This window comes from Halorussus salinisoli (assembly GCA_005239435.1).
GTDB classification, from domain to species: Archaea; Halobacteriota; Halobacteria; order Halobacteriales; family Haladaptataceae; genus Halorussus; species Halorussus salinisoli.
Genome location: SZNP01000001.1, coordinates 305862 through 327891, shown reverse-complemented (window position 1 = coordinate 327891; position 22030 = coordinate 305862). Strand labels below are relative to the sequence as shown.

Annotated in this window: 19 protein-coding genes; 7 read left to right on the top strand and 12 right to left on the bottom strand. The window is 63.8% G+C overall.

Annotation, left to right across the window (positions count from 1 at the left end; genetic code table 11):
• Positions 1–3: 3 nt before the first annotated feature.
• Positions 4–1317, bottom strand: a complete 1314-nt coding sequence (locus E2484_RS06180) for a DUF4350 domain-containing protein (RefSeq protein WP_137284354.1) — start codon at positions 1315–1317, stop codon at positions 4–6.
• Positions 1318–1441: 124 nt separating this feature from the next.
• Here E2484_RS06180 and hisH point away from each other — a divergent pair, with 124 nt between their 5' ends.
• Entirely contained in the window at positions 1442–2107 is a 666-nt protein-coding gene (hisH, locus tag E2484_RS06175) for an imidazole glycerol phosphate synthase subunit HisH (RefSeq protein WP_137284353.1), read from the top strand.
• A 219-nt stretch (positions 2108–2326) separates the two neighbouring features.
• Here hisH and E2484_RS06170 read toward each other — a convergent pair whose 3' ends face one another.
• Positions 2327–2674 carry a hypothetical protein gene (locus E2484_RS06170; RefSeq protein WP_137284352.1) on the bottom strand — a complete coding sequence of 116 codons (348 nt, stop codon included), beginning with the start codon at positions 2672–2674 and terminating at the stop codon, positions 2327–2329.
• Between the two features lie 442 nt (positions 2675–3116).
• On the opposite strand from E2484_RS06170, the gene E2484_RS06165 reads away from it, so the two are divergent.
• From E2484_RS06165 to E2484_RS06155, 3 genes are all read left to right on the top strand, one after another.
• Positions 3117–4226 (top strand): tRNA (guanine(26)-N(2))-dimethyltransferase, encoded by a 1110-nt coding sequence (locus tag E2484_RS06165; protein ID WP_137284351.1) that lies wholly within the window; start codon positions 3117–3119, stop codon positions 4224–4226.
• Between the two features lie 72 nt (positions 4227–4298).
• Positions 4299–5537, top strand: coding sequence for a YihY/virulence factor BrkB family protein (locus E2484_RS06160; protein WP_321111963.1), 1239 nt, complete (start codon positions 4299–4301; stop codon positions 5535–5537).
• A gap of 33 nt (positions 5538–5570) precedes the next feature.
• Positions 5571–6398, top strand: a complete 828-nt coding sequence (locus E2484_RS06155; RefSeq protein WP_137284349.1) for a phosphatase PAP2 family protein — start codon at positions 5571–5573, stop codon at positions 6396–6398.
• Between the two features lie 15 nt (positions 6399–6413).
• On the opposite strand, the gene glnA is transcribed toward E2484_RS06155, so the two are convergent.
• Positions 6414–7784 (bottom strand): type I glutamate--ammonia ligase, encoded by a 1371-nt coding sequence (gene glnA, locus E2484_RS06150; RefSeq protein ID WP_137284348.1) that lies wholly within the window; start codon positions 7782–7784, stop codon positions 6414–6416.
• A 125-nt stretch (positions 7785–7909) separates the two neighbouring features.
• Here glnA and lrp point away from each other — a divergent pair, with 125 nt between their 5' ends.
• Complete coding sequence (gene lrp / locus E2484_RS06145) at positions 7910–8371, top strand: HTH-type transcriptional regulator Lrp (protein ID WP_137284347.1); 462 nt, start codon at positions 7910–7912, stop codon at positions 8369–8371.
• 84 nt (positions 8372–8455) lie between these two features.
• Positions 8456–9109, top strand: a complete 654-nt coding sequence (locus E2484_RS06140; protein WP_137284346.1) for a helix-turn-helix domain-containing protein — start codon at positions 8456–8458, stop codon at positions 9107–9109.
• A gap of 320 nt (positions 9110–9429) precedes the next feature.
• Here the strand turns inward: E2484_RS06140 and thsA are convergent, their stop codons facing one another.
• The 6 genes from thsA to eif1A all read right to left on the bottom strand — a co-directional run bounded on the left by thsA (position 9430) and on the right by eif1A (position 15869).
• Positions 9430–11118 (bottom strand): thermosome subunit alpha, encoded by a 1689-nt coding sequence (gene thsA, locus E2484_RS06135; protein WP_137285314.1) that lies wholly within the window; start codon positions 11116–11118, stop codon positions 9430–9432.
• Between the two features lie 345 nt (positions 11119–11463).
• Entirely contained in the window at positions 11464–12012 is a 549-nt protein-coding gene (locus E2484_RS06130) for a KH domain-containing protein (protein WP_137284345.1), read from the bottom strand.
• A 224-nt stretch (positions 12013–12236) separates the two neighbouring features.
• A complete protein-coding gene (locus E2484_RS06125; RefSeq protein WP_137284344.1) occupies positions 12237–13409 on the bottom strand; it encodes a tryptophan--tRNA ligase in 1173 nt (390 codons plus the stop codon).
• Between the two features lie 223 nt (positions 13410–13632).
• On the bottom strand, positions 13633–14496 hold the full coding sequence (gene rio1, locus E2484_RS06120) for a serine/threonine-protein kinase Rio1 (RefSeq protein ID WP_137284343.1): 864 nt from the start codon (positions 14494–14496) through the stop codon (positions 13633–13635).
• A 62-nt stretch (positions 14497–14558) separates the two neighbouring features.
• Positions 14559–15227 carry a nitroreductase family protein gene (locus tag E2484_RS06115; protein ID WP_137284342.1) on the bottom strand — a complete coding sequence of 223 codons (669 nt, stop codon included), beginning with the start codon at positions 15225–15227 and terminating at the stop codon, positions 14559–14561.
• A 351-nt stretch (positions 15228–15578) separates the two neighbouring features.
• Positions 15579–15869: a translation initiation factor eIF-1A gene (gene eif1A, locus E2484_RS06110; RefSeq protein WP_137284341.1), complete on the bottom strand. Its 291-nt coding sequence runs from the start codon at positions 15867–15869 to the stop codon at positions 15579–15581.
• A gap of 100 nt (positions 15870–15969) precedes the next feature.
• Here eif1A and E2484_RS06105 point away from each other — a divergent pair, with 100 nt between their 5' ends.
• Complete coding sequence (locus E2484_RS06105) at positions 15970–16179, top strand: DUF7470 family protein (protein WP_137284340.1); 210 nt, start codon at positions 15970–15972, stop codon at positions 16177–16179.
• Positions 16180–16343: 164 nt separating this feature from the next.
• Here the strand turns inward: E2484_RS06105 and E2484_RS06100 are convergent, their stop codons facing one another.
• From E2484_RS06100 to E2484_RS06090, 3 genes are all read right to left on the bottom strand, one after another.
• Positions 16344–17324 carry a tyrosine--tRNA ligase gene (locus E2484_RS06100; protein ID WP_137284339.1) on the bottom strand — a complete coding sequence of 327 codons (981 nt, stop codon included), beginning with the start codon at positions 17322–17324 and terminating at the stop codon, positions 16344–16346.
• Positions 17325–17436: 112 nt separating this feature from the next.
• Positions 17437–19446, bottom strand: a complete 2010-nt coding sequence (locus tag E2484_RS06095) for a DUF460 domain-containing protein (protein ID WP_137284338.1) — start codon at positions 19444–19446, stop codon at positions 17437–17439.
• A 488-nt stretch (positions 19447–19934) separates the two neighbouring features.
• Complete coding sequence (locus E2484_RS06090) at positions 19935–21923, bottom strand: bifunctional metallophosphatase/5'-nucleotidase (RefSeq protein WP_137284337.1); 1989 nt, start codon at positions 21921–21923, stop codon at positions 19935–19937.
• Positions 21924–22030: the final 107 nt, after the last annotated feature.

The window sequence follows — 22030 nt, the reverse complement described above, 5'->3', positions numbered from 1 at the left end:
CAATCAGGTGAACGAACTCCAGAGCGAGAAGTTCGTCGTGTCTAGATTCGAGGTCTGGAAGTTGCTGTTGCCCGACCCGTCGAAGACTTGGTCGTCGTTGAGTCGGAGGTCCGACCCCAGCGCGGCCGCCACGTCGTCGAGGTTCGTCCGAGCGCTGGCCGACGACTTGGCGCTCCCCATCAGGACTACCGCGCCGCCGTTGCTCACGAAGGTGTTCAGCGCGTCCGTCTCGGAAGTGGTGAGGGCCTCGTAGGGGCTGGTGACGACGATGGCTCGCGCGGTCGAGAGTGCGTTGTCGCCCGCGCCGTCGAAGGTGTTGACCTGCTCGAAGGCGATGCCCTGTCCTTCGAGGTAGCGCTGGTAGTCGACGGCGTCCTCGTTCGACAACGCGTAGGTGTTGTTGAACTGGTGGTGGCCGCCGTCGATGAGGACCTGTCCGGACTTGCCCGAGAGGAAGTCGATGAGGTTCGTCAGGAAGACGAAGTGCTGACCCGACGCGTCGTACTCCTCGTTGACGAACAGGCCGCCGACCATCGCGGTGTTCACGGCCTCGTCCACGCCGACCAGCGGGATGTCACCGCTGTAGTCGTAGCCACCGTCGAGGCTCTGGCTCGCGTCCGTCGGCGCGTAGACTGGGGCGCGCGAGTCGGCGAGACCGCCCGTGTCGGTTCGGACGCTGGAGACGTTCGGGAAGAACACCTCGTCTACCGGGTCGTCGCCCGTCTCGGAGGTGTTCTGGGGGTCGCTCGGACCCCAGACGCCGGCGCCGTTGGCTCGGGCGTCGTCTTCGGCGTTCCAGAAGTCGTCGTGTTTGGTGAGGCTGGAACCGTAGACGCGGGCGTAACCCTGCTCGATGACGTCGCGGTTGTAGAGGGTGTCCATCGAGCCGTCGCCGCTCTCGTCGTACTTGATATACGCGAGGAGTCGACCGTAGGCGTCCTCTTCCTCTTCTTCGGAGTCGACCGCGATTTCGACCGAGGTTCCGTCCGGAAGTTCGTTCTGGGCGTACTCTTTGGCGTTCTCGCCCCAGTTCGTGAGGTGTTTGTCGTCTTCGATGCCTTCCCACTCGTCGACGTTCTCGTAGCGACTGTTACGTCGAGTTTCAGGCGTGTCGATGCCGAGAACACGGATTTCGTACTCCGTACCGTCGCTGTCGAGGGTCACGTCGACGGTGTCACCGTCCGTAACGTCGGTAATGGTGGCGTCGTACCACGTACCGGGTTCGAGTTGCGTGTCTGCCGCTGCCACCGTCTGGGACGCCGAGAGACCGCCCGCCGCGGCCGTCGTCAGCAGTCCGAGAAAGCTTCGTCGTTTCATATCTATATTTTATTATATTAGGTATTCAAATAGTTCTTTATATTAATGAAATATAGGATAATTATAATACACTGGAGTTGCCCCAAGGGAAAGGGACTTGCCCACGAGTGTCCCATAGTAAAGCATGAGTACTCAACGTACGCGCACCAGGGCGGAGGAGGAGACGGCATCCGTCGTCGTGGTCGATTACGGACTCGGCAACCTCCGGAGCGTCACGCGCGGACTCGAACGGGCGGGCGCGAGCGTCGAAGTCAGCGACGACCCCGAGGCGCTTCGGTCGGCCGAGGGCGTCGTCCTCCCGGGCGTGGGCGCGTTCCGCGAAGGCGTCGAAAACGCCGGACCGTACCGCGAGGTACTTCTCGACGTCGCCGAGAGCGGAACGCCCGTCTTCGGCATCTGTCTCGGGATGCAGATGTTGCTCACCACCAGCGAGGAGGCCGAGCGCGCAGGCGAGGGAGACGTGCGCGGACTCGACCTGATTCCGGGTACCAACGTCCGATTCGCCGAGGGCCAGAAAGTGCCACACATGGGCTGGAACGAACTCGACGTGAAGCGCGACCACCCACTCGTGGAAGGTATCGACGGCGACTACGCCTATTTCGTCCACTCCTACTACGCGGTGCCCGACGACGAGGACGCGATCGTAGCCACGACCGACTACGAGAAGGAGTTCCCCGCCATCGTCGCTAACGACGCCGGCAACGTGTTCGGCACGCAGTTCCACCCGGAGAAGAGCGGCGAAACCGGCCTCCAAATCTTGCGAAACTTCGTGGACGTCTGCACCGAGTGACTCACGGTTCAATTCGGTACTCCCGAGTTCGAAGTTGCCCTCGACGGAACGACCGTATGGGGCCTCCACCAACCCGCCCGTCGTCGCCGTATGCATTTTCCCACAGTAACCCCGGCACTCGTATCCGACGACATTTCTTGACCCGCCGCCGCAACTGCCGATAGCACCACGAGCGAGTACGCCGCCCCCGATTTCACCCGGTTTCCCTTCTGGCGAGCGTTACAAGAAGTCTCGCACGTCGGAGTACCACATGTCGTGGTCGTCAACCTCGTCCACCCGGCGCGCGATAGCGACTGCGATGACGTGCCAACAGAGGTCGGTCGGGTCCTCGGGGTCGAGGTTGTACTCGCTATCTCGACAGCCACAGCCGTGCCCCTCCACGACGTACTCGTCGTCGTGGCCCACGACGACGGTGAAATCCCGGTACTCTTTGACTCGCCCCTCGGAGACGGCTTCGATCGCCTGCGCGCCCCTGTCGTCGTGAACCGACAGGATTCGATTCGTGACTTCGGGGGTGAGTTGGCCCGCCGCATCGAGGTCGGCCTGCCACTGTTCGACCCGATTCACGCGTATCGCCTCCGGTAGCGGGAACACTCCGAGCGGTCGCGTTCGGTGGCGTCGGCCGGGAACACGCCAGAGGGGTTTGGACGGCGGCCGTAAACAGGTTCCGGTGTCGCGCGTTCGGCGCCGAGACCTCTGTGATTTCGGCATTGTATTCCGTTTCGACAGAAACGAAGACAGTTCTCTTAGCACTATATATAAATATATTAGAAATAAAATTGTTTCCAGCGTGCCACTCGGCGCGCGCTCGGCACGAAGCCGTGATTTCCTCCGAGGGTTCAAATACGGGCACGGGACGAACCCTGACTGGACGTTCCGCGTGGTCGCTCGGACGCCGGGCCGAGGACCGCCAGTCCGACTACCCGGAAACGGCTGAGCCAAGCACGACCAGCGACTGGGCGCGGAGAGCTATCGGTTCGCTTTTCGATGGGGAGCGACGAGTAGCGGTATGCACGTCCGCGAAGGCGGGGTCGAGGTCGAGGTCCCCGAACAGGCCGACGAGGGTATCGGCGACGAGGTGTTCTTCAACCCGGTACAGGAACTCAACCGCGACCTGACCGTGGCGACGCTCCGGGCCTACCGGGACCGAGAGCCGCGAGCGGAGTACTACCTCGACGCGATGGCCGCCAGCGGCGTCCGGGGCGTCCGCGCCGCGGCCGAGGGCTGGAACGCGACCCTCGCGGACATCGACGAGGAGGCGGTCGAACTCTGCCGCGAGAACCTCGACCGCAACGACCTGGACGCCGAGGTCGTCCAGCGCGACGCGAACGCGCTCATGCACGAGGAGGTCTTCGACGTGGTGGACATCGACCCCTTCGGGTCGCCCATCCCCTTCGCGGACGCCGCGTTCGCCAACACCCGCGACCTCGTCTGCGTCACGGCGACCGACACCGCGCCGCTCTGCGGCGCGCACTTCCACAGCGGCGTCCGGAAGTACAGCGCGGTCCCGCGGAACACCGACTATCACGCCGAGATGGGCGTCCGAATCCTGCTGTCGGCGATGGCCCGGACCGCGGCGCGCTACGACGCGGGCGTGACGCCCGTCCTGACCCACGCTACCAACCACTACGTCCGGACCTACCTCGAACTCGACCACAGCGCCAGCGACGCCAACGCGGCTATCGACGAGTTGGGGCACGTCTACCACTGCGAGGACTGCCTCTACCGCGAACACGAGTACGGTCTCGTCGCCGACCCGCTCGACTCGTGCCCCGAGTGCGGGAGCGAACGAACGCTGACCGCCGGACCGCTGTGGCTCGGGGCGGCCCACGACGCCGACTTCGTGGCGGCGGTCCGCGAGGAACTGGACGAGTCGATGGGCACTGCGAGTAAGGCCGAGCGCCTGCTCGACACCCTCGAAGCCGAACTCCACGAACCGACCAACTACGACCAGCACCGCCTCTGCAAGGAGTGGACGCGGACGGCCCCGGCCATGGACGAGTTCCTCGGCCAGCTCCGAGACGCGGGGTTCGAAGCGTCGCGCACTCACTTCGGCGGAACCACGTTCAAAACCCCGGCGACCGTCGAACAAATACGTGAGGCGACACGAGACTCGTAACTACGGGCCTCGGAACCAGATACCCGGGGTATTGCCAATGAATATTTGTATCTCGTTGGCGAAATGAGTCGCGTGCCCAGTCTCGGAAACGTTGTGAACGTCGGTCGCTCGGTGTTCGAGGAAGCCCGAGAGCAGGAGATTACCTTCCTCGCGGCGAGTACGGCTTACTACGCGTTCGTCTCGCTCATCCCCCTGCTACTGCTGGCCTTCGTCGTCGTCTCGTTCGTGGCCGGCAACGAGTTTGCGACGCAGGTCGTCAATCGGGCCTCGGGTCTGCTGACTGCAACGGGGCAGGAGGAGCTACGGGAGTTCATCACGGACCCCACGGGACGCGGCGGGACGACGGTAATCGGTCTCGTGGTGTTGGCGTGGAGCGCGATCAAGGTGTTCCGAGGCTTCGACGAGGCGTTCTCGGCCATCTACGCGACCGACGCCAAGACCGGCATCGCCGACCAAATCAAGGACGCACTTCTCGTGCTGGCCGCTATCGGAGCAGGCGTCGTCGTCGTCGTGCTGACGGGCGCGGCGACTACGTTGTTTCCCCAGTTCCCGTTCGTCGGCGTCATCACCACGATAATTCAACTGGTAGCACTCGTCCCGGTGTTCCTCCCGCTGTACGTCGTCTTCCCCGACGCGGACGTGTCGGTACGGGAGGCGCTTCCCGGAGCCGTACTGGTCACGGTCGGTTGGACCGTGCTACAGGTGGTGTTCCGCATCTACGCCGGGGTCTCTTCGACCGGCCCGTCCCAGTTTCTGGGGACTGCCCTGTTGCTGGTGACGTGGCTGTACTTCGCCAGTATTCTGGTGTTGCTCGGCGGAGTGGTGAACGTCGTCCTCGCCAACCGCGGCAGTTACGCCGAGCGAACCAGCGAACCCGAAGAACCGCGCATCGAACGCAAGCAGGAACTACTCTCCCGATACATGACCGACGACGAATCCGCTCCCGACATCGTGGAACTCCGCGACGAGTTGCGGGAGTTGCGAGCAGACGTGGAATCGTTCGAAGAGGACATCGAAACGCGTACGGTCGAGAAACCGGAAGTCGAGTCCGAGCTGAAGCAGTACGTCCGCAAGCGAATGCGCCGAGGCCACGCCCGCGGCTGGGGCCCGTACCTCGTGTTGCTGTACGGGACTGCGATGACCCTCGGCGCGTTCTTCTGGCTCCGCGGCGCGTGGGCCATCTTCGCCATGGCCGTCGTCTGGCTCTCGACGCTCGGGCTCTACACCCTGATGGTGGTGTTCGGGTTCGGCATCGGCGTGCTGAGCCTCCCCGGTCGAATCAGCGACCGCATCGGGAACTTCCGGTCGTAGCGTATAACCCTCTCGCCCGTCTACGTTCAGTCGATGCCCGGACGAGGACTCGGTGTCACCGAGACACTCGAACGACTGCTCTCCCCGTGGGTACGGGAGCTGTTCGCCGTCCTTACCCAGTTAGGAGACGCGTGGTTTCTGTTCGCCACGGTCGCGTTCCTCTACTGGTTCGGCAACCGGAGACGCGGCGCGTTCGCGCTGTCGGCAATCCTCGGCGCGCTGGCACTGACGCTCGCGCTCAAGGGACTGTTCGCACTCCCCCGCCCGCCGACCGAACTGTACGCTGGCCACGCCAGCGGCTACGGTTTCCCCAGCGGCCACGCCATCGGAGCGACGACCCTGTGGGGACTGCTCGCACTCATTCTCGAACGAGGCTCTCACCGGTGGCGCGCGATTGGCGCCGGAGCCGTGGTGGCGGTCGTGGCGACTTCCCGAATCGTCATCGGCGTCCACTACGTCGTGGACGTGGTAATCGGCATCGCCGTCGCACTCACCTACCTCGCGGTGCTCCTGTACGTGACCGAGTGGAACCCGTCCCGTGGCTTCGTCGTCGCGGCCGGACTGACCCTCGTGGCGGTCGCCACGAACGGTATCACTCACGACTCGGTCGCCATGGTCGCAGGTGTCGTCGGCGCGGGGACGACGTGGGCGATGCTGGACGCCGACCTCGGCGGGTCGGTTCACATCCCGGCCGCAGTCGCGGGGCTGGCCGCGCTCGGAGTGGTCGGTTACGCGGGGAACCGACTCGTCCTCCCGCTTCCGGCGGTGTTCGTCCTGAATCTGGTCGTGCCCGTCGGCATCCTGTTGCTACCGCTCGTCGTCGAACGCGCGAAAAAAGGACGGTCGGCGTCGCCGAGCTAAACTGCGACTTCCGATTCAGAACTTCTCGAGGTACTTCTCTTTCTCCCACGCGGAGACGTGGGTCTTGTAGTCGGCGTAGTCGGCGCGCTTGGCTTGGAGGAACTTCTCCGTCACGTGGTCGCCGAGCGCCTCCCGGACGACCTCGTCCTCTTCTAGCTCGTCGAGCGCGCTGTCGAGGCTACCGGGGAGCGTGGTGATACCGTACTCGTCGAGTTTGGCGTCGTCGAACTCGTAGATGTCCTCGCGGACCGGGTCGCCCGGGTCGGCGTCGTTCTCGATGCCTTCGAGTCCGGCCTTGATGACGACGGCGAGGGCGAGGTAGGGGTTCGAGGACGGGTCGGGACTCCGGATTTCGAACCGGGAACTCGCACCGGCGGCGTCCGGGACGCGGATGAGCGCGGTGCGGTTCACGTCGCTCCACGCGACGTAGACGGGAGCCTCGTAGCCGGGGACGAGGCGCTTGTAGGAGTTGACCGTCGGATTCGTGACTGCGGTGAACGCCTGGGCGTGGTTCAGGACGCCGCCCATGAACTTGTAGGCGACCTCGCTCAGGTTGAACTCGTCGTCCTCGTCGGCGAAGGCGTTCCCGTCGTCGTCGAAGAGGCTGATGTGACTGTGCATGCCCGACCCGTTGATGTCGCTGATGGGCTTGGGCATGAAGGTCGCGTGGAGGTCGTTCTTCTCGGCGACCGCACGGACCACGGCGCGGAACGTCGAGATGTTGTCGGCGGCCGAGAGCGCGTCGTCGTACTTGAAGTTGATCTCGTGCTGGCCGTCGGCGACTTCGTGGTGACTGGCTTCGATTTCGAAGCCCATCTGCTCCAGCGTGAAGATGATCTCCCGGCGCACGTCGGAGGCGAGGTCCTTCGGAGCGAGGTCGAAGTAGCCGCCCGAGTCGTGCGGCGTGGTCGTCGCGTTTCCGTTTTCGTCCTTCTCGAACAGGAAGAACTCGGGTTCCGGACCGATGCTGACCGAGTAGCCCATCTCCTCGGCTTCTTCGAGGACGCTCTTGAGAACCTGGCGGGGACCGCCCTCGAAGGGCGTTCCGTCGGTGTTCACGACGTCGCAGATGAGGCGAGCGCTGGCCGTGTCACCGTCCGAGCGCCACGGCAGGACCGCGAACGTCTCGGGGTCCGGTTCGAGGCGCATGTCGCTCTCCTGAATCCGGACGAACCCCTCGATGGAAGAGCCGTCGAACCAGATGCCTTCCTCGAAGGCCTTCTCGACCTGCGAGGCCGGCACGCTGACGTTCTTGACCGTTCCCGTGATGTCCGTAAACTGGAGGCGAACGAAGTCCACGTTCTCCGTTTCGATGCGGTCGAGTACGTCCTTCTCGGCTTCCGTCAACTCCGACTCCTTGCTGGCTGCAATTTGTCCATCCGTCATTTTTGTTGGCAATCTACACCACTACGTGTAGTAGTAAAACCTTACCGATTGGCTCAATTCTGCCTTTCCGGGCTAGAATTGGATATTCGTAAAATTCTAAAGGGTGGCTTCCGTTGGTGAACGTAATGACGTACGAAAATCTCGACGCGAAGTTGGTGAATGCGCTGTTAGGCGACGGCCGGGCGAGTCTCCGGAGTCTCGCGGAGGACCTCGACGTGTCGGTCACCACCGTCTCGAACCACCTCAAGGACCTCGAAGACCAGGGCATCATCGACGGCTACACGCCCAAGGTGGACTACGACGCGCTCGGATACGACGTGACTGCGATTATCCAACTCAAAGTCGAAGGCAACGCGCTCCCGGACGTGACGGAGAGTCTCCGGAGCCACGACCAGATGATAAGCGTCTACGAGGTCACGGGCGACTACGACATCATCGCGGTCGGCAAGTTCGCCGACACCGACGGGATGAATCAGGGCATCAAGACGCTGCTCAACGACCCCGACATCAAGGAGAGCAACACCAGCGTCGTCCTGAACGCGGCCAGCGAACACGAGCAGTTCGAACTCGACATCGAAGCGGAGTGAGACGGGTCGGGCGCTGTCTCGAGGCGCGGCAAATTTGATTCAGTATCGATAGGCTTTCAAGCAATCGAGCGTAGTTGGTCCGTAATGAGTCTCATCGCCGAGTTCTCCCTTCGGTCCCCGGACCTCGTGCTGACGTCTGCCCTCGGTGCGGCCCCGGACATGACCGTCGAACTCGAACAGCAGATGGCGACCGAGCTCGACGCGCCCGTGCTTGTCTTCTGGGCGTTCGGCGGCGGATTCGAGCAGTTGGAGGCGGGACTCAAACGCGACGAGTCGGTCCGCGAGAGCACCGTCATCGAGGAACTGGGCGAGCGGAAACTCTACCGCACGCGACTCGACACCGAGAACGTCTGTGCTATCTATCCTCTCTACCAGACCATCGGCGCGTCGCCGATGGCCGCCACGGGGTCGGTCGACGGGTGGCAACGCCGGGTCCGATTTCCCGACCGGGACTCGGTCGTGGAGATGCGCCGCCTCTGTGCCGACAAGGGCGTGGACTTCCGCCTCCACCGACTCTACACGCCAGGCGATTCGGAACTCGAAGACGAGTTCGGTCTGAGTTCCGAGCAGCGACAGGCGCTGACCACCGCCGAGCGGGTGGGGTACTTCGAGGTTCCCCGCGACGTGGCGCTGGAGGAACTGGGCGCGGAACTCGACATCAGCGGCCAGTCGGCGTCCGAGCGACTCCGCCGGGGGATCTCGAAACTCGTCTCGAACACGCTCCTGAGCGACCTGTGAAGCGCGGTTCCGAGTCCGGTGACCTGTCGGCGCTTCGGAGGCGTCGGAACCGTATTTCCGGTTTAGAGAAATAATTCTACCGTTTAGAGCATGTAAAACGTTTCTCTCGTGGTCCGACGCTCGTCACTTCGCGTCGTCGAGCGCGACGAAGAGTCACGAAACGAGTGGTCGAACGAAGTGAGAGCAGAGGGAGATGGAGTCGAGAGAGAAGTGAGAACGACGACGGAATTCCAGACGTGGTGTCAGACGACAGCACGCCGTTCGAACGGATGGTCGGCCGAACGGGTCGAACGGACGGTGGAAGCAGGCGGTGGCCTGGCTTACATCGCGCCGCCCATACCGCCCATGCCGCCCATGCCGCCCATGCCGCCCATGCCGCCGCCCATACCGCCAGCGCCGCCGGGTGCGCCGCCGTCGCCGCCGTCGTCGCCGTCGACCTGACCGCCTTTCAGGTCGCCCGCGGCGATGACGTCGTCGATGCGGAGCAGCATGACGGCCGCCTCGGTGGCGGACTCGATGGCCTGGGTCTTGACTCGGAGGGGTTCGACCACGCCGTCCTCCTCCATGTTGACGACTTCACCGGTGTAGGCGTCGAGGCCCGACTCGAAGTCGCCAGCGTCGTGCTGGCTGCGGAGGTCCACGAGGCTGTCGATGGGGTCGAGACCGGCGTTCTCGGCGAGGGTGCGCGGGATGACTTCAAGGGTGTCGGCGAACGCCTCGACCGCGAGCTGTTCGCGGCCGCCGACGGAGTCGGCGTAGTCGCGGAGCTCGAGTGCGAGTTCGGTCTCGGGTGCGCCGCCGCCGGGGACGACCTTGCCGTCCTCCAGCGTGACGCGCACGACGCCGAGACTGTCCTCGATGGCGCGCTCGACTTCGTCCACGACGTGTTCGGTGCCGCCGCGGAGGATGAGGCTGACGGACTTGGCCTCTTCGACGTCCTCCACGAAGATGCGCTGGTCGCCGCCGACGTCCTTCTGGGAGACGGAGCCAGCGAAGCCGAGGTCGTCGGCCTCGATGTCGCTGACGCTGCTGACGATGTTGGCCCCGGTCGAGCGAGCAAGCTTGCTCAGGTCGTCGGACTTGGCGCGGCGGACCGCGATGATGCCCGCTTCCGCGAGGAAGTGCTGGGCCATGTCGTCGATGCCGCCGTCAACGAAGACCACGTCAGCGCCGACCGCTTCGAGCGAATCGACCATCTCGCGGAGCTGCTGCTCTTCCTGGTCGAGGAACTGCTGAAGCTGGTCGGGGTCGGTGACGTTGACTTCGGCGTCGATTTCGGTCTCCTGAATCTCGAGGGCGTCGTCGAGCAGGGCGACGTTGGCGTCCTCGACGAAGTAGGGCATGTTCTCGTGGACGCGCTCCTTGTCCACGATGACGCCTTCGATGAGTTCGGACTGGTCGATGGAACCACCGACGACCGTCTCGACCTTGATGTTGTCTGTGTCGATGCCCTCGTCGTCGGCGACGCTCTGAACGGCGCGCACGACGAGTTCCGAGAGGAGGTCCTTGGCGTTCTCCGCGCCCTTGCCGGTCATCGCGGTGGACGCGATCTTCTCGAGAGTCTCGGTGTCGTCGGCGTCCACGTCGATGGCCTTCTCTTCGAGAAGTTCCTTGGCCTTCTCGGAGGCCTGGCGGTAACCCTGTGCGAGCGTGGTCGCGTGGATGTCCTGTTCGAGGAGTTCCTCGGCCTTCTCGAGGAGCTCACCGGCGACGACGACCGCGGTGGTCGTACCGTCGCCGACCTCGTTCTCCTGGGTTTCGGAGACTTCCACGACCATGTTGGCCGCGGGGTGCTCGATGTCCATCTCCTTGAGGATGGTGACGCCGTCGTTCGTGACGACGACCTCGCCCGTCGAGTCCACGAGCATCTTGTCCATCCCTTTCGGGCCGAGCGTCGTCCGAACGGCCTCGGCGACTGCGGTCCCGGCGGTGATGTTCATCGACTGCGCGTCCTTTCCGGAGGTGCGCTGGCTGTCCTCGGAAAGTACGATCATCGGCTGGTTGCCCATTCGTTGTGCCATGTGTACCTGATAGATTGATTGGCATTCTATATAAACCTTTCCCTAAAGAACGAGAGAACCAGCCGAACAGAACTGGAAAGGAGATATGGGAACCCTTCACACAGTATCTTTATAAGGGACACCGGAGCGGGCCGCTCGCGGGGGTTCTCGCGCCCGACGGCGCTTTCTATGGGACCGCTCGGTATGCCTTCCACCAGAACCGCGGCGGTGACGGAATCCACTAGAAACGCCCGGTGACACGACCGACAGGGCGGGACTGAAAGGGGGCTTTCGGAAACGAAGAAACTACGAAATCAGTGACTCGACTGAATCAATTTGCGAAAGAAAACACGTCTAGCCGGGGAACTGGTGGAACTCCATCCCCTGACGCTTCATCTCGTTGCGCTTGCGTTCGAGGAACGAGTACACCGACCCGTGGGGCGCACCGTCGAGAATCATCTCGGCGGCGCTCCGAACCACGTCCACCTGCTTGGGGGTGCCGATGACGCCGAGCGTGGTGCCGTAGATGACGACGGCCGCGCCGGTCAACTCCTCCATGAGTTCGCGGGTCCGACCGTTCTCGCCGATGAGTCGCCCCTTCTGTCGTTCGAGGTCGTTCTTGTTCCGGGCGGCGGCGTCGATGTCGATGACGTCGAACATCATCATGTCGTCGTCCAGAAGCGTGAGTGCCTCGTCGGGCGCGAAGCCGCGACCGATGGCCTTCACGATTTCCGGCCCCTTGAGACCCAAAATCGGGTCGCCGGTCTTCTCGACTTCAACCTTGCCGTTCTCGGAGTCGATGTCGAGTCGCACCTCCGCGCGACTCTCGATTTCGCGCATCGTCTCACCTCCTTCGCCGATGAGAACACCGATTCGGTCCTGCGGAATCTTCACGTGTTGCATGGGAATATATACTCGCTCGGGGTGTTTTAAGCCTTCGTCCGCGTGCGAACGGCTACTCGTCGGGGTCGAACTCGGAGAATTCGAATCGATTCCAGAGTGACTGACGAGACCGGTAGCGACTCCCTCGAAAGCCCTCGCGCGCTCGCCCTTTCAGACCGCCGAGGAGGCGGTTCGTTCGGCCTGCGCAAAACTGGCGGCTGGTCGGCCTACGCGAGACCTCGCGGTCAGTCGAAGAGGCCGACGCCCTCCGGTCGCGCCCGCGCCCGTTCGTCTTCGGTAAGCCGATACGGTTCGAACTCGGCTTCGAGGTCTCCGATGCGTTCGCGGCGCTCCCGATGTGCTTCGAGGAAGTCCGCGACTTTGTCGGCGGCGGCGGCCTTGAGTTCGCCGCTGAGCAGGTCGCCCGACCGGTACTCGTCGGCGAGTCGTTCGAGGGTCGCGTCGTCGTCCTCGAAGTAGAACGCGAGCAGTTGGTAGGCCACGTCCACCTCGGGGTCGCCGCCGTGCTTCCGGTGAGCGTCGAGACTCGATTTCCCGCCGGAGTAGGCGTGAGTCTGAATCTTCTCCTCGACCGTCTCACGGTCGTCCGTCAGATAGATACCCGGCGCGTCGCCCGAACTGCTCATCTTCCCCGGGCCGTCGAGCGTCGGGAGGAACTTGCTCAACAGGGCCGCGGGCTTGTCCACGTCGAAGGCTTCCTTCGCGGCCACGTCGCGCGCGAGGCGGACGTGTGGGTCTTGGTCCACCGCGATGGGGACCATGCTCGCGTGTCGCCCGTGGACGAGTTGGGGCAGGAGCAGGTGGGCGATCTGGACCGCCGGATAGAACGACAGGCCCACGTTGTCCGGCCGCCCGTACGTCGCCTCCATCGTGGACTGAGTGACGTGTTTGGCGAACTGGACCGCGAGGGGATACACCACGTCGGCGTCGGCGGTATCGATTACGATTCGGGTTCGCTCGGGGTCGAACCCGACCGCGAGGAGGTCTCGGAGGTTCTCTCGGGTGTACTCGCCGATTTCCGCCAGCGAGAGGTCCTTCGTGAAGTACTTCTCGTCGTCCGAGAGCGGAACGTAGACGTGCGCGCCGGTCTGCTCCTGCAGATGCTTGGCGAAGTAGAACGGCAAGACGTGCCCGAGGTGCATCGGACCCGAAGGCCCGCGTCCGGTCACGAGCGAGACGGTCCGGCCGCTGTTCGCCGATTCGAGGAATCGGTCCACGTCTCGTCCGGCGTAGAACACCCGCCGCCGGACCATCGGATGCTGGCCGGGGAAGCGAGCGATTTGGTCGTCCGTCAGTTCGTCCGCGCCGAATCGGTCGAGGAGTTCGCGGTAGTCTACCTCGCCCTCGACCGCGTAGGGTGTGACGGTGAAGTCGTCGGAAGTTGCGTTTTCAGGCATCTATGTCGTGGTTTCGGCTGTCACTCGGAGGTCGGTTCACCAGAAAGCGAGTGAGCGACGCCACCTCGGACGCCCGGTGAGGCCGGTGCGCCGTCGGTCACGACACTGTCCGCTCTCCGGGCGTCTGCCAGCGCCAAGTGCGGAGAGCGGACCTCATCGAGTCAGGATAGTCGGTTCCGAGGCTTGAACGTTTCGCTCGTTCGCGCCTCGGATCGCGCGGTCGTCACTTGCTGGGGTCGGCGTTCTCCCGAATCCACTCCTCTAACTCGTCGCCGCGAACGTCCATCCCCTGTCGCCGGAAGAACGAAGCGATGTTCGCGCAGTCCCGCGTCAGGAACTCGCCGCTGTTGGGATGGTGGGTGGTCACGGCCTGTCCGAGGTCGATGATACAGAGTTCGCCGTCGTGGACGATGATGTTGTACTCGCTCAGGTCGCCGTGGACCAGTCCCGCGTCGTAGAGCCTGCGCATGTACTCCCGGACCACCTCGAAGGCGGTCTCGGGGTTTTCGAGGTGAGCGTCGTCCAGCGTGGGTGCGCGTTCGCCGTCGGTTCCCAGAAACTCCATCACGAGGACGTTGCGCTGGACGGCGATGGGTTCGGGCACGCGCACCCCGGCTTTCTGGGCGCGCTTGAGATTGGCCGACTCCTTGCGCGTCCACGCGAGGACGACCCGTTTCTTGTCGCCCGACAGTTCCTCAAATCGGGGGTCGCCGACGAGATACTCGCGCATGTCCCGGAAGTCCGAGGCGTTGATGCGGTAGACCTTGACCGCTACCTCGCCGTGTTCTTCGTCACCGAGTGCGGAGTAGACGTTCGCTTCCTTCCCCGAGGAGATGGGACCGCCGAACGCCCGGACATAGCCGTCCTGGACCAGTTTGTAGAGCGCCGCCAGCGTCGCGTCGTCGAACACCGACTGCTCGACTTTGAACTGCTCGGTGTTCTTCAGTCGCTCCCGAAATTTGTTGAACTCTCGGTCGCGCTGGCGCTGGACCTTGTCGGCCTCGGTGTCGGATACGTCTATCTCCTCCCACTCGTCGCCGACGCCCTCCACGTTGTCGGGTTCGAGCAGGCTGTACTCCTCGGTCATCTACCCGAACCTAGCGGTTCCAGCGGTAAAAGGGTGGGTTTTCGGGAGCCGAGGCGGGGGTCTCAGTAGTGCTCCCGGTGGAGAACCTCGTCCACGTCGCGCCGGGGAAGTCGTTCGGGTTCGTCGCCGCCGCTCGGCCCTACTGCGACGAGGACCACCGGAATCTTGTCGTCGGGAAGGCCGAGGAACTCGGCGACGCCCTCGAAGTCGAACCCGCTCATGGGCGTGGCGGTGAGGCCGCGGGCGTGCGCGGAGAGAAGCAGGTTCTCGGCGGCGAGACTCGCGTTACGGATGGCGTAGTCGCGTCCGGCCTGCTCGCTCTGGTAGCCGGCGACCGTCTGCTCTTTGACCTGCTCACCGGTCTCCGCGTCGAAGCGGCCCGCTTCGACCCACTCCTCGAAGACGCGGTCGGCGGTCTCGGGTTCGGTGTGGCCGACGACGAAGATGGCCGTCCCGGCCTCCTTGACGTGTTCCTGTCCGTAGGCCAGTTCGACCACCTCGTCGAGTCGGTCGTCGTCCTGCACGGCGACGAACTCCCACGGTTGAAGGTTGTACGACGAGGGCGCGAGTGCGGCGTCCCGAATCAACCCCTCCAGCGTCTCGTCGTCCAGTTCGGCGTCGGGGTCGAAGTTGTGTCCCGACCGCCGGGTCCGAATCGCTCTAATCGCTTCCGGAATCTCCTCGCCGTGCGCTACGTCCGTCTCGTCGGTCTCTGAGCGTCCGATAGCCATCAGCGACGAGTAGGTGATTCCCACTTAAGCACCAGACGCAATCCCGCGTTCTTGCCTATTGGGGTCTGGTGTCCTGACGCAGGTGTAACCACCAGACATCGGCGTTACTACACCCCCTCGAAATTCCAATTACTTCTGTCGGAAACTGCACAGAATCGACCGGGCGACCGTACCAGTCGGTGGTCAACTACCAGCAATTCTACCGCGAGCGTACCAAGGAACCCTCGACGGAGGAGCGAAGCGGCGAAGCCGCTTCGTCGCCGACGGGGGGTGACGCCGTGTTTTTGGTCGAGCTTTTGCAAAGGAGGAAGTTCGCCGGAGGCGAATTTCCGACCGCTGGAAAGGCTCGTCTTATTGGATGTGACCTTCGTCCCGAAGCTGGTCGGCTTCCTGCTTGTCGTAGCGCCACTTGATGTCGGCCTTCTCGTCCTGCCAGTCCCACGGTTCGACCAGTACCACGTCGTCCTCGCGAATCCAGATGCGCTTTTGCATCTTGCCCGGAATCCGGGCCGTTCGCTCTTTTCCGTCGGCACATCGTACTTTCACGCGATTCGCGCCGAGCATGTTAGTGACGGTGGCGAACACCTCGCCGTCGTCGGGCATGCGGAGGTTCTTCCGCCGTCCGCCGTCGTTGTCACTCATATTTTCGGTTTGGAGACGGGGAGGTTTAAATATACTGTCGTACTCCTGTCTCGACCCCGGAGCAAGGGTGTTTAAGTTACGTCCGAACTCACCCCGTCGTATGTTGGACAAACTCGGAGCGAAAGGCATCGTCGGGGTGTTGCTCCTGCTCGGCGGCATCGGAGTCATCGCGTACGTGGACCTGATCATCGCGGCCGGAATCGGTCTCGTCGTCCTCGGATTCGTCCTGACGGCGTGGGGTCTCGTCTCGGGCCTCATGGCGAGTTTCGGTCTCGGCGGGATGATGGGCGGCGGTGGCGGTTTCGAGTGAACCGTCTGCTGCGCTCGTAAGTTCGCCTTCGGCGAATCCTCTCGCTGGCAAAACGTTCGCGGGGCGATTGCTACCAGTTGGTGAAAAACGAACTACTCCCCTACTGGCAAGGACGAGTATCGCGTAAAAGGATACTCCAGTAGTCGAAAGAAACGGTTAGACCGTTACTGCTCCAACTCCCGCAACTTCTCCCGGCCCGGCGCGACCAGTTCGTCGAGGTACCTCGCCAGCGCGCCCTTGGCGTCGGCGGGGTGGAGTTCGCCGCTTTCCAGGTCGTCGGCCAGCGCCTCGTACGCTTCGTACTCCAGATTGCCGCCGTACTCGTCGGGTCGCTCGACCACGACCGTCTCGAACCGCGGGAAGACGTGGTACTGGAAGATTTCCAGCACCGGGTTTTCGAGGTCGTCCTCGGGGTCGCGGGACGGTGGACAGAACGCCGAGTTGACCTTCTCTTCGATGTCCTCGGTGGAGTCCTCCATCGAGATGGTGACGCCCGAACTGCTGGACATCTTGCCCTCGCCCGTGCCGAGGTCGGCCAGGATGGGCGTGTGGAGGACCGGCCGGGCGTCGTAGCCGATTTCGGGCAACTCCTCGCGCATCAGCATGTGGACCTTGCGCTGGTCCATCCCGCCGACCGCCAGGTCGAGGTCGAGATACTCGATGTCGAGCGCCTGCATCAGCGGGTAGACGACGTGGCTGACCTTCGCGGTCTCGTCGCCCTGAATCTCGGCCATCGCGCGCTGTGCCCGATTCAGCGTCGTGTCGAGTTCCAGTTTGTGGAGGTCCAGCGCGTAGTCGTCGTCCAACTGGAACTCCGACCCGTAGACGAACTCGGTCTGCTCCTCGTCCAGTCCGTAGGCGAGGAACTGCTTGCGCATCCTCTCGGCGGTCTCCTCGATCTCCTCGAAGGTGCCCTTGCCGTTGAGGTAGGCGTGAACGTCGGCCAGCAGGATGACGACCTCCATGCCCGCCTCCTGTAGGTCGATGAGCTTGTTGGCGGTGAGCATGTGACCGATGTGGAGGACTCCCGACGGCTCGTAGCCGACGTACACTCGCTTGCCTTCGGGACTCTCCGCGAGTTCTTCGACCTCCTCCTCCGTCACCGCCTCCTCGACGTTCCGCGAAATCAACTCGTAGGCGTCCATACGCGAGACGTGTCCCGCGCGGGGCTTTAGCGTTCCGGGACCGTGCCAACGTTTCGGGCCCGCGTCGGCAGTTCTCGTCCTGTTTGTCCGGAGTTCGAGGAGGGGAATTTAGTCAGGGACTCTGCCCGCTGGCCTCAGACGACCCCGCGTCGTACTTCCGGTCGGCCCGGTGTTCGCTGATGAGCCTATCGAGTTGCTCGGCCTTCTGCTCCTTCCGGCGCTCCTCCGCCCGGGACTCCCAGTCCTCGATGACCGACTCGATCTCACTCTCGCGGGTCACGGCCAGTTCGTCCACCTCCTGAATCGTCACGTCGTCGGCGGGACCGACCGGAATCCCGTTCTCGAAGAGAACCCGGTCGGCGGCGTCCGAGAGGCCGCCGTCGCCGACGAGGACGACCTTCGGGTCTACCCCCGCGAGTCGCTCGGCGGTCGAGCGCCCGGCACCCGAGGCATCTCGGAGGTACACCACGTCGTCGGTGGCGAGACCGAAACTCTCGTGGGCGACGTCGATTGCCTCGTTGGTGAACTTGGCGACGGGCTTGACCGGCGTGAGACCGGCCTTCTTCTCGGACACGTCGCTGAAGTTCGAGTGGTCGAGTTTCCAGAGTTCCTTGAGGCGGGCGAGTTTGCCCTCTAACTCCTCGATGCGGTCGTCGCGGTCGTCGAGTTCGCGCTCCAGCCTGTCGTTCTCGCGCTCGAGACGGGACACCTCCCGGCGCTCGCGGACCTCCTTGCGCTCCTCGCTTCTGGCGTCTTCGAGTTCGCCTTTCAGTTGCCCGATGCGGCCCTCCTTACTCTCGATGGTGTCGTTCAGGTCGTCGACGTGGTCTTCGAGACGCTCGACCTGCGACTCCAACTGCTTGATGCGCTTCTCCTCGGCCGTGAGTTCGCGCGGCGTGTGTTCGGTCTCTTCCTCCTCGGTCTCGTCGTCGTCCGAGAGGGCGGCCAGCGCGGTTTCGACCGAATCCTCGCCCGCGACCACGCGCGCGATGACTTTCCCGCGGTCCATTCGCGGGGGCACCTTCTCGGCGATGCGGTCGAACTGGTCCTCGTGGTCGTCGAAGGCGTAGAGCGCGGCCGCCATCGCGTCGCGCTCGTGGTCGTTGTCGTAGTCGTGGTCGCGGGTCCGGTGTTGCTTCTCGTCCACCGGGAGGTCCGACTGGGGAATCCACCCTTCGGCGTCGAAGCTCCGGCGAATCTTCTCGACGGTCTCAGGCATCGGTTCCACGTCGGCGGCGATCACGACGGGCCGCCCGCGCTCGATGATCCACTCGATGACCTCGGCGGTGTCGGCGGTCCGCGTGCTGAGTACGTCGAGGAGGTCGCCGTCCAGGTCGGCCACGGCGACCGCGGTGGTCGTCCCGGGGTCGATACCGACCAACACGTGGTCGCGGCGCTTGGCGAGGGGTTCGAACTCGATGCCGTCCCGTCGCACGCGCTCGACTTCGACGCGCACGTCGCCCGAGCGCTCGTTCGAGACCGGGATGTCCTCGGGTCGGCCTTCGACCTCGAAGACGGCGTTCGAGAACCCGCCGTACTTCTCGGTCACGTCGCGCTCGTAGTCGAGACCGGCCGCGTCCAGTTCGTCTTCGATTTCCCGGCTTCGCTTCCGGACCGCACCGTGAATCCGGCGAGTGTAACGGTCCTCGCTCCACCCGCCTTTCCCGGTCGAGCGACCGCGAGAGACCTTGATTTCGGTGGTGTTCGTAAAGGCCGACACCTCGTAGCCGACGTTCCCGGCCGCGAGTCGCGCGGCGGCCTCGGCCTCCTTCATCGGCTTCTTGCCGTAGGGGACGCCGTGGCGCGAGGCGACCCGCGAGAGGGGTTCGGGGCGCTCGGCACCCGTGACCTGCACGAGTCGAGTTCCGTCGGGGAGTCCGCGCAGGAAGTGGACCAGCGCGTCCTTGTCGGCGGCCAACTCGTACATGTTGTCGGTCGCCACGAGCGCTGGCTCCTCGCGTTCGACGAGTCGCCGAAGCTTGCGGTGTGACACCACGTCGCGGTCGAGGTTTTCGCCGTCGAACGCGACGAGTGCGTAGGAAGGTGCATCGCCGCGGACGTCTCCGCTCTGGACGTCCACGCCGAAAACGAGCGTGTCGAGGGCACTCGTGCGGGCGTTCACGGACGAGCGTAAGGTGTCTGCGGATATAAATCCGACGCGGGAACTGGACTGCGGAGTCGGGGTTGGGCGCTGCAATGTGAATTTGCGTATTGTGTAGAATCTCTCTTCTGTTACGATACTATATAAATATATGTTTATTTAAGAATTATTTTTATTTCTCATTCGGTTGCTATTGTTGTGGCACAGTAGACAGCACAGTCCACCGTACAGCACCGCAACCGCACGATGACGCGAGTTGAAAAACGGTTCTGTAGAGTTAGCTTCAGGCTTGAGCCAATCAGACCGCCCCGCGACCGCGGGCCTCGAACCTCCCCAACCGCCTGCGCTTCTCGGTCGTCACTTCGCTCCTCCCTGTGACGCTCGTCCCTCGCGCGCTTGGCGTGACACGGAGGACACGCCGCACGCGCCGGGTAGTTTGGCAAGCAGTCGAGAGACTGCCGAGAGTGTACGACCCGCGAAAAAAGAAGTTCCGGAGTGCGTTCTCGCAGTTACGCGGCGGTGATGGGGGACGCCGAGCCCTGCGTGATGGGGGCGCGTGCCGACTGCTCGCCGTCCTCGGTCTGGTGGCCCTTCTTCTCGCCGGAGCCGCTGGCCTCGAAGTCGGCGTTCAAGACCGAGTGCTCGAAGTAGACCCGCTCGTAGGCACTCGTGTCGTACTTGCCGTAAATCTGGAGCATGCCGCCGTCACCGGCGAGCTTTCGATACTCTGCGTTATCGAAGCGGACCTTCACCGTGCCGTCTTCGACCGTGACCGACTCGGCTTTGAGGCGCTCGCCGGAGTCGCCTCGGACTGCGTAGAAGCTGTCGGCGACGACGTTCGTCGTGCCGTTCGGCGCGTCGAGCGACACCGTGGCGGTTCCCTTCCGGACCGAGACCGACTGCACCTCGGTCACGTCGTCCACGCGCCGGATGCGGTTGGTATCCTCGGGTGCGACGGGGCTGTTCTCTCGGACGTACTCCAGGAGGGCCGTCCCGTACAGCATGTCGGAGTTGCTGACGCGCGGGGCGTCTTCGAGGACCGAGTCCTCCCACCCGGCCATGTAGGAGTTGACCGTCACGGTGTAGGTCTCGTCCTCGTCGAGGGGTTCGCCGTTGACCCACGCGTCCCGAATGTAGCTCTCGTTCTCGTGTCCGACCCACTCGTAGGTGACGCCGCTGACCTGCAACTGGGCCTCAGCGCCGTAGTTCTGGCCGGTCCAGCTTTCGAGTGGGACGACCTGACTGGCGAGCAGTCGCTCGAGTTCCGCGCCGGTCAGTTCGACCGTGACGAGCGTGTTGCGGAACGGCAGGATGTTGTACACGTCGCCGACCGTGACGTTGCCCGGGCCGTAAATCGCGTTCGACCGGATACCGCCCGCGTTCGTGATGGCGACCTCCGCGCCGGTCTGGGCGCGGAACGAGTCGGTGATCATGTTGCCCAAGGCGGTCTCGTCGTGGTAGTTCGAAGAGAACCGCGCGTCGAGTGCGACCTCGGTCCGCCCGGCCACGTCGTCGAGTTCGTCCTCGCGGGCCTCGGTGATGATGCGCGAGACCGTCTCGTTCTTGGGCACGTCGTCGGTCACGTTCAGGAGACGGCCGTTCCACTTCGTCACCTCGCCGTCCTCGACCGTGAGGTTGAGTTCCGCGACGTGTTCGGCGCGGGCCTCGGCCTCCATGATGACCGCACCGCCGGTCTCCTGCGGCGGGTACTCGATTTCGTCGTCACCGACGACGATGGCGTCGACGTTCTCGGTCGTGTTGGCGAGGTTCTTCGCCACGGGGACGCCGAGGTGGGCCGAGACGACGACCACGTCGACGTTCTCGTCTTCTTTGAGCATCGTGGCGTACTCGCTGGCGGTCTCGGAGTAGTTCCGGAGTTCGTAGCCCTGCTCGTCGAAGTCCACCGCGGTCTTGGACTCGATCTTCTCGTCGGCCACGCCGACGACGCCGACCTTCACGCCGCCGCGCTCGACGACGGTGTAGGGCTTCGTGCCGGGAATCGTCTCGCCGGTCTCCTGATCTACGACGTTGGCCATCAACCACGGGAACTCCGATGCGTTGCTGAAGTTCTCCACGGCGTCGAAACCGTAGTCGAGGTCGTGGTTCCCGACGACCTCGGCGTCGGGGTCGACGACGTTCAGTACCTTCGCGGGCACTCGCCACTGACTGAGCGGCGAGAGCGAGTGGGGACTGACTTCGTCGCCACCGCCGACGACGACGGTCGGGTTGTCGTGGGCGGCGCGACGCTGGTTCAGTAGCGTGACCATCCGCGGCAGCGTACCGTCCTCGGCGGCCGCGGTCTGGACGTCGTTGTACGACAGGACGGTCAGCGTCGTGGTATTGTCGGTCGTGTCGTTCGTCGGGGCCTGCGCCGCGGTCGGTGCGGGCGCAGTGGACTCGGTGGTACTGTGCGAGTCGGATACGCTCGCCGCGGCGGGCGGCACCGCACCCGCGACGACGAGACACAGAATCAGTGCCAGCGTTACGGACTTTCGCATGCATCAGTTTAATCGTTAGAGTATAGAATAAAACTAGCCCTTTCTAATAATTAGTCAAACTATAACGGAGTGACCGTTCCGGAGTCTCGAAGTGCGCGGGAGCGACG